General features: G+C 69.1%; 6 protein-coding genes and 1 riboswitch. Of the genes, 4 read left to right on the top strand and 2 right to left on the bottom strand.

All coding sequences use genetic code 11. The features are described 5' to 3' along the window. The first annotated feature begins 263 nt into the window (after positions 1–263). Both VGC13_RS04000 and asnS read left to right on the top strand, forming a co-directional pair. Positions 264–437 carry a hypothetical protein gene (locus tag VGC13_RS04000; protein WP_331123916.1) on the top strand — a complete coding sequence of 58 codons (174 nt, stop codon included), beginning with the start codon at positions 264–266 and terminating at the stop codon, positions 435–437. A gap of 159 nt (positions 438–596) precedes the next feature. Further along, positions 597–1,997: an asparagine--tRNA ligase gene (asnS, locus tag VGC13_RS03995; protein WP_331123915.1), complete on the top strand. Its 1,401-nt coding sequence runs from the start codon at positions 597–599 to the stop codon at positions 1,995–1,997. A gap of 540 nt (positions 1,998–2,537) precedes the next feature. Here asnS and VGC13_RS03990 read toward each other — a convergent pair. Both VGC13_RS03990 and VGC13_RS03985 read right to left on the bottom strand, forming a co-directional pair. Next, on the bottom strand, positions 2,538–5,606 hold the full coding sequence (locus VGC13_RS03990) for a glycosyltransferase family 2 protein (protein WP_331123914.1): 3,069 nt from the start codon (positions 5,604–5,606) through the stop codon (positions 2,538–2,540). A gap of 485 nt (positions 5,607–6,091) precedes the next feature. Beyond that, entirely contained in the window at positions 6,092–7,135 is a 1,044-nt protein-coding gene (locus VGC13_RS03985) for a glycoside hydrolase family 26 protein (RefSeq protein ID WP_331123913.1), read from the bottom strand. Positions 7,136–7,229: 94 nt separating this feature from the next. Further along, positions 7,230–7,327, bottom strand: a riboswitch (cyclic di-GMP riboswitch). Positions 7,328–7,869: 542 nt separating this feature from the next. Here VGC13_RS03985 and VGC13_RS03980 point away from each other — a divergent pair. Further along, the gene (locus VGC13_RS03980; protein ID WP_331123912.1) at positions 7,870–8,283 is read left to right on the top strand and encodes a hypothetical protein; all 414 of its coding nucleotides are present in this window, start codon (positions 7,870–7,872) and stop codon (positions 8,281–8,283) included. Between the two features lie 190 nt (positions 8,284–8,473). Then, a complete protein-coding gene (locus VGC13_RS03975; protein WP_331123911.1) occupies positions 8,474–9,745 on the top strand; it encodes a DUF3131 domain-containing protein in 1,272 nt (423 codons plus the stop codon). Positions 9,746–10,125 lie beyond the last annotated feature (380 nt).

Raw genomic sequence — 10,125 nt, 5'->3', positions numbered from 1 at the left:
CCGTACCTCGTTTGTACACTGCACCTTCGCGCCGACCGAAGGACCTCGCCAGCAGAACGACGGGGCTGGGCCCGCGGCATGAAGCCGGCCCCGCCTCGCCGGAGAGCAGGTCCTTCGGTCGCGCGCAGGCGGTTGTGTGGAGTCAGGTTACGCGTGGTGCGCTCCCTCAGGAAGTCAGCGCTTCTTGGTGATTCTGGGGGTTTGGCAACACCCTCTGAGGCGCCTCCTGCGCCAGACAGGACCACGACCTTGGAGACGGAACGATGAAAAAGCTGACGCTCGAGGTGGATTCGCTGCGGGTGGAATCGTTCGACGCCGCCGCGGCACACGTGGGTCAGGGGACCGTGGACGGCCACGCCAACGTGGCGGGGAGCCTGTCGTACTGTTCCCCCTGCTTCTTCACACAGCAGGCGGGGTGCACCTACGAGGGGTGCTGAATCGCTGACCGGCCGTAGCGGCGGCCCGCGCCAGTTCCGGCGCGGGCCGCCGTTTCCTTTTGAGCGGGGGGCGCATACTTTTGTTGCTCCATTCGCCCGCGCACCGTGCGCGGGCGTCTGCATCCGTGCCTGACGAACACCCGGACCAGAAGCCAGTCGATGCCCCACCACCAGATCGCAGACCTCCTGCGCGGCAGCGTGCCGCCGGGAGAGGCCGTCACCATCAAGGGCTGGGTGCGCACGCGCCGCGACAGCAAGGCCGGCCTCTCGTTCATCAACCTGCACGACGGATCGGGCTTCGCGCCCATCCAGGTGGTGGCGCAGCGCGACCTGCCCAATTACGAAAGCGAGATCCAGCGGCTCACGACGGGGGCGTCGGCCATCGTCCACGGCACGGTCGTGGAGACGCCCGGGCGCCCGCAGCCCGTGGAGGTGCACGCCACGTCGGTGGAGGTCGTGGGCCTGGTGGATGACCCGGAGACGTACCCCATCCAGCCCAAGCAGCACTCCATGGAGTTCCTGCGCTCCGTGGCCCACCTGCGCATCCGCACCAACACGTTCGGGGCGGTGGCGCGGGTGCGGCACGCGCTGGCCATGGCCGTGCACCGGTTCTACGACCAGCGCGGCTTCTACTGGATCCACACGCCCATCATCACCACCAGCGACGCGGAGGGCGCGGGGGAGATGTTCCGCGTGAGCACCCTGGACCTGGCCAACCTGCCGCGCACGCCGGAGGGCGGGGTGGACTTCGGGAAGGACTTCTTCGGGCGGTCGGCGTCGCTCACCGTGAGCGGGCAGCTGAACGTGGAGGCGTACGCCATGGCGCTGAGCAAGGTGTACACGTTCGGCCCCACGTTCCGGGCGGAGAACAGCAACACCACGCGCCACGCGGCCGAGTTCTGGATGATCGAGCCGGAGATCGCGTTCGCCGACCTGAACGACGACGCGGACCTGGCGGAAGACTTCATCAAGTCCATCTGCCGCGACCTGCTGAACGAGCGGCTGGACGACCTGGAGTTCTTCGACGAGCGCATCCAGCCCGGCGTCCTGAAGCGGCTGCGGGACCTGGTGGAGTCGCCCTTCGAGCGGATGGACTACACGGAGGCGGTGCGCCGGCTCAAGGAATCGAAGAAGAAGTTCGAGTTCCCCGTGGAGTGGGGCGTGGACCTGGCCACGGAGCACGAGCGGCACCTCACGGAGGAACTGGTGGGCGGGCCCGTGGTGGTGACGGACTACCCCAAGGACATCAAGTCCTTCTACATGCGCCTGAACGACGACGGGCGCACGGTGGCGGCCATGGACGTGCTGGCGCCGGGGATCGGAGAGATCATCGGCGGGTCGCAGCGCGAGGAGCGGCTGGACGTGCTGGACCGCCGGATCGAGGAGATGGGGCTGGACGCCGCCGGGTACTGGTGGTACCGCGACCTGCGCCGCTACGGCACGGTGCCGCACGCGGGCTTCGGGCTGGGCTTCGAGCGGATGATCATGTACGCCACGGGAATGGCCAACATCCGCGACGTGCTGCCGTACCCCCGAACCCCTGGCAGCGCCGACTTCTGACACAAGGCGTCTTTTGTACCAGACCTCGCCCAACCTGTCATTCTGAGGGAGGCGCCGCCGCAAACCCGTCTTCACGCACCGGGCCGTGGCGCCGACCGAAGAATCTTTTTCGGGACGGCGGGATCTTTCCGTCACGTTGTGTTCCCGGGCGATGCCCGGGACGGAGTTCCGCGCGAGGGGCGGGAGATTCTTCTTTTGTACCAGACCCCGACAAAAGTGTCATTCTGAGGGAGGCGCCACGCGAACCCGTCTTCACGTGCCGGGGCCATGGCGCCGACCGAAGAATCTTTTTCGGGAACGGCAGGATCTTTCCGTCACGTTGTGTTCCCGGGCGATGCCCGGGAAGGGGTTCCGCGCGAGGGGCGGGAGATTCTTCGGTCGCGCTGCCGGCTCCGCGGCTCTTCCGGAAGGTCCGGGGCGCGCGCTCCCTCAGAATGACAGGTTCCTGGAATCTCAGTGATCTTCTGCGGATGAAAAACAGTGCGGCGGGCGTGGAGAGTATCCACGCCCGCCGCGCTTTTCAATCTTCCGCTCCGCCGGTCAGAACAGGCGCGGGAGGGCCACGGCTTCCAGCTTCACGTAGGGAAACACGCTGGGCGAGTCGTCGCGGTTGTCGGCCTTGCCGCCCACCACGCCCACCAGGCGCAGCCCCGGGGTGAGCTGGTACTCCACCAGTCCGCCGGCCTGGAACGCCTGGTAGCCGCCGTCGCCGCCGCCCTGGATCCCCGCCTCGGCGCCCAGGTTGAGCCCCGTGGCGTCGCCGGTGCTCAGCACGCGCTGCGAGCCGCGGAAGTTGGTCCAGTAGTACTCGGCGCCAAAGTTGTACAGCGCGATCGCCTGGCCGCTGCGAAAGCCGTCGCCCCAGTAGTTGGCCTGCAGCTGCGTTACCACGCCGTCCTCGCCGCCACCGGGGGCGCCCACCACGTCCACGGGATCTTCGCCGCCGTCCCCGCCGCTCACCAGCGCGTAGCCCACCGTGCCGGCCACCGCGCCGCCCTCGAAGCCGTAGCGCAGCCCCGCCGCCGGCGTCACCGAGTTCAGCGTGTTCGTCCCGTCCGCGCCGGCGGGGTAGACCAGGTGAAAGGCGCTCACCCCCGCCGTCCATCCCAGCCCCGTCCCCGGCGAGCTGACCGACGCGCCCACCAGGTACAGCTGCAGGTCTTCGGCGTCGAACTCCGTGGCCGCGTACACCACCGGGTCCTGCGCCAGGGCCGGCGCCGCCAGCGCCAGGGTCATCGCCGCGACCGCCGCCTTCCCCGCACGTCCCATCAGCTTGCTGCTCTGCATCCGCTCAACCTTTTTCACGGGTCCGATTTCGATGCGCCGTCTGCGCTGCACGCCCACCGCGAAGCGAACCCCCAGCGGGGTCTCGATGGCGCGCGCAAATACCACCCTGCCCGTGCCGTGCACCTTGGTCCCCGGCACCTCGAAGCGGACCACCGTGTGCGGCGGAACCGGCTCGTCCATGATCAGCCGCGCGCCGCCCGCGCTGATCTCCTCCAGGAACGCCACCCGCTGCTTTCCGGTCTTGCGCCCGCGCCCGCCGACGTGCACGGTGGCCGGCATGCGCACCGGCCGGCGCTGCTCGCGGCGGGCGTTGCGCATCCAGTCCATGGTCTTTTCGAACACCGTGGACGAGTTGATGCTGTACTGCTGCTGCTCCATGGGCACCGAGTGGCTGGTGCAGTGCAGCTCGATCTGGTCGCGCACGTTCATCGGCATCTCGCCAAAGGCGATCCCCGACCGGTACGCCGGCACGGCCGCGGGGGCAGCCTCTTCCTGCTTGCGCTTGCGCTTCATCTTTTCCTGCACCTCGCCGCTGTACTGCACCGTTCCCGTCACCGTCACCGTGGCCGTGCTCAGCGGCAGGGTCAGCCGCAGCTGCGTTCCCTCGGGGAGCGGCTGGGGGGTGCGGATGGCGATGCCGCCGGGGTTCAGGTCCTCGGCCAGGGCAATGCGCGACCGGGTGCGGCCGCCGGCGCCGCTGATGGCCAGCGTGACCGGGAACCGGTCGCGGAAGCGGTGGTCGGCGCGGTGCCCGTGCGCCTTCATGCTCATGCGCACCACGCTGGCGGCCACGGCGAAGTTGATGGAGGCCCAGAAGGCGTTGCTCAGGAACGCCGCGCTCTTCCACCCCTGCACCCGGTAGTCCACCCAGCCGAACTCGTACGCCAGGGTGGCCCACACCACGGCAAGCAGCGACAGCGCCATCACCGTCACCTGGGGCGAGTACGTCTTGAAGGGCACGTGCCCCGCGCCCTTGGGCGTCACCTTGAACTTCTGCTCCTTGCTGCTGAAGATGGACATCACGGCGCGCGTGTACGTCCAGAACTTCACCATGTGGAAGCGCTCCGACATCCAGGTGTTGCTGCGCCCCCGCGCCCACGCCTCGCTCAGCAGGAAGCTGAGGAAGAGGAAGGGAAGGAACCGCGCCAGGAACTCGGAGTTCATGGCCTTGATGGGCAGCACCCCGGTAAAGAAGAAGATCAGCGGTGACGCGTAGTAGACCAGCTTCTGCAGGCCGCCCACGTACGCCGTGAGCGAGCCGAAGTAGCTGATGCGCTGCGACAGGCTGAGCCCCGGGTAGGTGATGGGGTTGAAGCGCTTGAACACCTGCATGCCGCCCTGGCCCCAGCGCAGGTGCTGCGTGTGGAAGGCCACCGCGTTGTGCGCCGCCAGCCCGTACACCAGGCTTTCGCCGTAGAACGCGCTGTTCCACCCCCGCGAGTGCAGCACCAGCGAGGTCTCGATGTCCTCGGTGATGGTCTGCACCGAGAAGCCGCCGATGTCGTCGAGCGCCGCCCGCCGGATCACCGCGCTGCACCCGCAGAAGAAGGTGCAGTTGAGGCTGTCCTTGCCGGCCTGGATGACGCCGAAGAACAGGCGCTGCTCCTCCCAGATGCGGCGCGACTGCTCGTCGACGTTGTAGGTGAACGCGTCGGTGTTGTAGAAGTCCTGCGGCGTCTGCACGAAGGCCAGCCGGGGGTCTTCGTCGAAGAACCCCATCACCCGGTCCAGGATGTGGGGGAGGGGAACGTGGTCCGCGTCCAGCTGCAGGATGTAGTCGCCGTCGGTGTGCTTGAGCGCGTTGTTCAGGTTGCCGGCCTTGGCGTGCTCGTGCGTAAGGCGGCGGATGTACCCCAGCCCCAGCTCCTGGGCCATGGCCTGCACCTCGTCGCGCGAGCCGTCGTCCAGCACGTACGTCTTGTGGGGATAGCGGATGGCCCGCGCGCCGATCGCCGTGCGGCGGATGACCTCCAGCGGCTCGTCGTAGCAGGTGATGTACACGTCCACCTTCATCCCCTCCGGCGCCTCAACGGGCTGCCGGTGGCGGATGCGCCAGACGGAGTGGATCATCACGAACGCGGTGATCAGCCCCCACGTCTCGGCCAGCGCCAGGGGAATGCTGAACCACAGGGCGTCGGGGTTCAGCGTCCACCCCCAGCGCCAGATGATGTAGTACGTCCAGTACGCCAGGGTGACCACGGCGATGGCGCGAATGCCCCGTTCCTGCCACTGGGGAAGGTCGGGAACCGCGTTGGCCGGGCGCCGCCGGAGCGGCTCGGCATGCGGCGCCGCCGGGGCGCCGCGGGACCTGGTGTTGCTCATGAAGAAACCTGCGCTTTGGGACAGCGGACACGGCTCTCCCGGCACAGGGAGAACGGCGGCTGGCCGCGTTTGTCGCAATCCCCGCACACGGCGGGAAGCTGCTACCGTTCCGCGCACCAGCGGTTCGGCAAGCGGGCCGTACGCGAGAAGTATGCCCCCGGCAAAGCCCTTCGTCGCAGCCGGCGCAATGCCTTGTCATACCTCGGTTTGAACGGGATCATGCGTTTAACGGCCGCCCGGGCCCGCCCGTCGCCTGCCTCCCTGCCGCATCCGCGGGTCCGGTCCCTGCGCTCCCCCCTGCAGGGATCCGGTCTCACGCAGAGGAAGCGGAGGAAGCAGAGTTGCCTGTCTCTGCGTTCCCTGTTTCCTCTGCGCGAGAAATCGTCTTTTCTGGTGTCCGGGGAAAGACGCGAAAAAGGACCGGGCGCCGCATCCATGCAGGAATGCGGCGCCCGATCCTTCTGCTGCTGCGGTCCGGACCGGCGTCAGTTCGAGGCGAGCCGCGCGAGGGAGGTGCTGGCGGCCACGTCGAAGGCGGTGCGGATGCGCGGCTCGGCCATGGCGGCCCGGTAGGCGGCCTCGGCGGCGGGCGACGACTCGATGCGCCAGTCCGCTTCCTTGTTCATGTTGAACCACACGGCGCCCACCACGTTGGGGTGGCTGAGCAGCGCCCGGTACGCGTCGCCGATCCACTGCGCCTTGGCCCCGCCCGCGCCCTCGTCGGTGGCGAACTCGCCCACGATGATGGGCTTGCCGGGGTAGCGGCGCACCAGGTCGCTCAGGATGTGGTCCGCGCGGGCCCCGTCGAACATCTCGCCGAAGCTCTGCCAGGCGCCGCCCCACACCCGCGGCGCGTTGAAGCCGTGCGCGCCCACGTAGTCCACGTACGCGTCGCCGGGATAGTAGTTGCCGTACCAGTTCCAGTGTCCCTGCCCGGCGCCGGCCTGCACCGGGTTGCCCACGTTGGGGTTGAACACCCAGCGGACGTTGGTGGCGCCCTCGCGGCGAAAGATGTCGACGATGCGGCGCCAGGCGGCCACGTACTTCGCGGGGGCGCGGGTGTCGCCGCCGTTCTCGATCCCCTGCCAGGCGTACGCCCAGTTGCCGTTCATCTCCCACGCCGGCTCCAGCAGCACCGGGTCGCCGAACTGGGCAAAGCCGCGGGCCATGGCCGCCAGCCGCGCGTCCGCCGCGCCGGCGTTGATGGCGTCCAGCAGCCCCTTTTCCGGCGCGCCGGTCCAGCGCAGGTCGATGGCCAGGAAGTTGGCCGAGCCGGCCGTGCGCACCGCGCGCAGCAGCTGCCCGCACCAGGCGCCGGCGGACCAGTCGCAGTCCAGGTTGTGAAAGGTCTTCACCATCGACGGGTGCTTGCCCGAACGCTGGGCGAACTCGCGGACGGCGGGGCCGATGCGCTCCGGCGTGCTGTTGGCGTCGCCCAGGAACGCGCCCGAAAAGAAGGGGCGCGCGGCGGCGTCGGCCGCGGGGACGGGGTCGGGAGCGGTGGACGGCGTCTCGGCGTGCGTGGGCATGTCGCTGCACGCTGCAAGAAGCGAGGCCATGAGGAGTGCGGCCGCCCGGGGGCGGCGGAGTACGGCGGAGAATTGCATGGCGGTAGACACCTGGTTCGGCGGCTCGACCGGCGTGGCGGGGCGCGGGCGCGCCCTGCGGTAGCCTCGGTAGCTTTGCGTCGCCGCCTTTCGGCGGGTTTGCCACTTCTCGTCGGTGCCCGAAGCCGGGGCGGGAACCCCGGCGGCGGGTACGTGATCGGGCGGGAGAAAGGCAGGTTGCATACCTCCGCGCCGCATTCCGCAAATCGTTGTGTTTGCTGGGGTTTCTGAGCGTTGTCCATGTCCGTCCGGCCTCCCTCCGCCGCGTTTTGCAGGGGATCTCCGCATTCTGCAAAGCAGGGTCGAAACACAGGCGCAAGCGGATGATTCACAAGATCTTGCGGAGAAAGGGACCGTCTGTTGTTTGTGGTGAGCCACCGCCGCGAGAGCGGCTGGATCCGGATCCCTTGCGGAGCGCGCGTTCCGGGTGACCGGGCGGGGCAGCGCGGGACATCGGTGCCTCGGCGCTGGTGCCCGGACGCCCCAGCGAGCCGGCTGCATGGTGCCGCGACGGAAGGTGGTGCGTGCGTAAGTAACTTGAGCGCAACGTGATGGAGTGCAGGGGCTTTTACGCCACTCTCCGGCGCTCCGTTTGCACCTGTGGATCGTTGCGGAGATCGTCCTTTCAGGCACCTTCTTTGGATGGAGAGCGCATCATGGAAATCGTTCCGATCTGGCTGGCGCTGGCGGTGTGGGCCATTGCCGGCATGTGCCCCGATCCGTGGCCGCGGTGGCGGCTGCCGCCTCGCGGTGGCGGCGGAGGGGGTGGCGTTGGTGGAGGCGGGTTCGATCCCTCTGACCCGTGGGGTCCCAATCCGGGTCCAGACGACGGACCGCGTCCCCCGGGGCCGTGGCCGTGGAAGCTGGTGGGCGGGCTGGCGGGGATGATCACCGGCTTCGTGGTGACGCGGCTGGTGCCGGGCTTCGAGCAGGCACCGTTCACCAACCTGGCGCTCTCCGCCGGACTGGCGTACCTCGCGGGCACTCTGGCGCAGCAGGTGGCCGCTTCGGTGGCGGGTGCCGGCGCCACCCGGCAGGTGGCGGCGCCCGTGCAGGGACGTCCCGCGTAGTCCGTTCTTCAGAACGAAACTGGACCGGCGCGCCCGCGGAGCATTCGCGGGCGCGTCGTTCGTATGCGGCGGCACGAGGTGGGCAGGCGCGAGGTGGGGAAACGATTGGTCTGATGCTTGCCTCCAGCCCGGTCCGGCCCCGGCTGATACGCTCCGGGGTTTCAGCCACACCCCCGGAGACCTGCTTTCGATGCTGAACCGAATCATCCTGACGGGTGCGATCCTGTGCGGCCCGGCGCTGGCGCCGGGCGTGGACGCGCAGGATACCGCGGCCGCGACCGCCGCGGTCGCGCTGACGCAGGCGGACCGCGACCGGCTGCTGGACGCGGCGCGCACGGCCTGGGTCTACGCCGACGCCAACTACAACCCCGCCACGGGGTGGATCAACTCCGTGGAAGAGTACGAGTACGCCACCGTGTGGGACATCGCCAGCGGGCTGATGGCGCTGTACTGCGCCGACCAGCTGGACCTGCTGGACGGTGACGAGTACGACCGCCGCATGCGCCGCGCGCTGCAGTCGCTGATCGACGCGCGGCTGTTCGACGACGTGGCGTTCAACAAGATGTACTCCACCCGCACGGGGCAGATCGCGGGGCGCCCGGGGCAGGAGTCCACCACCCGCGAGCGGGGATACGGCTGGTCCGTCATGGACCTCGGCCGCCTGATGGCGGTGCTGCGGGTGATCGACCAGACGCAGCCGCAGTACCGCGACCTGATGACGCAGATCGTAAACCGGCTGGACTACGACCGGCTCATCCAGGGCGGCTACCTGCGCGGCGAGGACCTGAACCGGAGCGGGCGGCTGCGGAAGTACCAGGAGGGGCGGGTGGGCTACGAGCAGTACGCCGCGGCCGGCTTCGCGGCGTGGGGCCACACCGCGGCCGAGGCGCTGAACCTGGGCCGCAACACCTATCCCGTGCCCGTGCTGGGGGTGCCGGTGATGGGCGACCGCCGCGGCGACGAGCACCTGACCAGCGAGCCGTTCGTGATGATGGGGCTGGAGCTGGGGTGGACGCCGGAGATCCGCACGCTGGCGGCCAACGTGCTGCGGGCGCAGGAGGAGCGGTGGAAGCAGACCGGCACCGTGACCATCGTGAACGAGGACGCGCTGACCGGTCCGCCGTACTTTCTGTACTACTCCGTCTACTCCAGCCGCCGCCCGTTCGCCGTTGAGGCGCCGGCCGGCGCCCCGCGCGGGCCCCGGCCGCGCACGGTGAGCGTAAAGGCGGCGCACGGCTGGCACGCGCTGCTGCCCAGCGACTACACGCGCCTGGCGCTGGACCGCGTGCAGGGCGCGCGCAGCCCGGCCGGCTGGGGCGCGGGGGTGTTCGAGGAGAACGGGCGCGTGTCCGGCGGCCGCAACGTGAACACCGCGGCCATCGTGATGGAAGCCGCCCTCTACGCCCAGCGAGGCCGCCCGCTGATCGAGGGCACCGGCGCGGCGCCGGCTTCCGCGCCGTAACCGGCCGCCGCCGGACGTGAGCGCCCCCCGCCGCGGCACCGGCGGGGGGCGCTCTTCATCCGGGGTGGTCCCGGCTCCAGAAAGAGAATCGTGTCACGCAGGGGAAGCAGAGGAACGACTCCGCTTCCTCTGGTGCGTCAGGCTAAGCCTGACCTTTCTTGTGAACTGAAAGGAGTTCACCATGTGAAATGCCTGTGACACATGTAGCCGAGCAGGCGGGGTAACCGGGTAACCGGAGTTCTGAAGCACCTGTGAGGCGCACGGTGCGAGCCGTAGCGAAAGCGAACCCGGTTCAGCCTCGTTACGCTACCGAGAGCGGCCAGCCTTTCAGAGATGGTGAAGCCAGTACTGGCGGGGAAGACACAGGCATGTGCACCCGT

The sequence above is a fragment of the Longimicrobium sp. genome, from assembly GCF_036399255.1.
Classification (GTDB): Bacteria; Gemmatimonadota; Gemmatimonadetes; order Longimicrobiales; family Longimicrobiaceae; genus Longimicrobium.
The sequence above is the reverse complement of the archived record's forward strand: the minus strand, read 5'-3'. Positions and strand labels throughout refer to the sequence as shown.

Bases quoted from the DNA above. Each gene is read 5' to 3' on its own strand.
- VGC13_RS03980 (WP_331123912.1), top strand. From the start codon at position 7,870: ATGGAAATCGTTCCGATCTGGCTGGCGCTGGCGGTGTGGGCCATTGCC.
- VGC13_RS03990 (WP_331123914.1), bottom strand. From the start codon at position 5,606: ATGAGCAACACCAGGTCCCGCGGCGCCCCGGCGGCGCCGCATGCCGAG.
- asnS (WP_331123915.1), top strand. From the start codon at position 597: ATGCCCCACCACCAGATCGCAGACCTCCTGCGCGGCAGCGTGCCGCCG.
- VGC13_RS03975 (WP_331123911.1), top strand. From the start codon at position 8,474: ATGCTGAACCGAATCATCCTGACGGGTGCGATCCTGTGCGGCCCGGCG.
- VGC13_RS03985 (WP_331123913.1), bottom strand. From the start codon at position 7,135: ATGCCCACGCACGCCGAGACGCCGTCCACCGCTCCCGACCCCGTCCCC.
- VGC13_RS04000 (WP_331123916.1), top strand. From the start codon at position 264: ATGAAAAAGCTGACGCTCGAGGTGGATTCGCTGCGGGTGGAATCGTTC.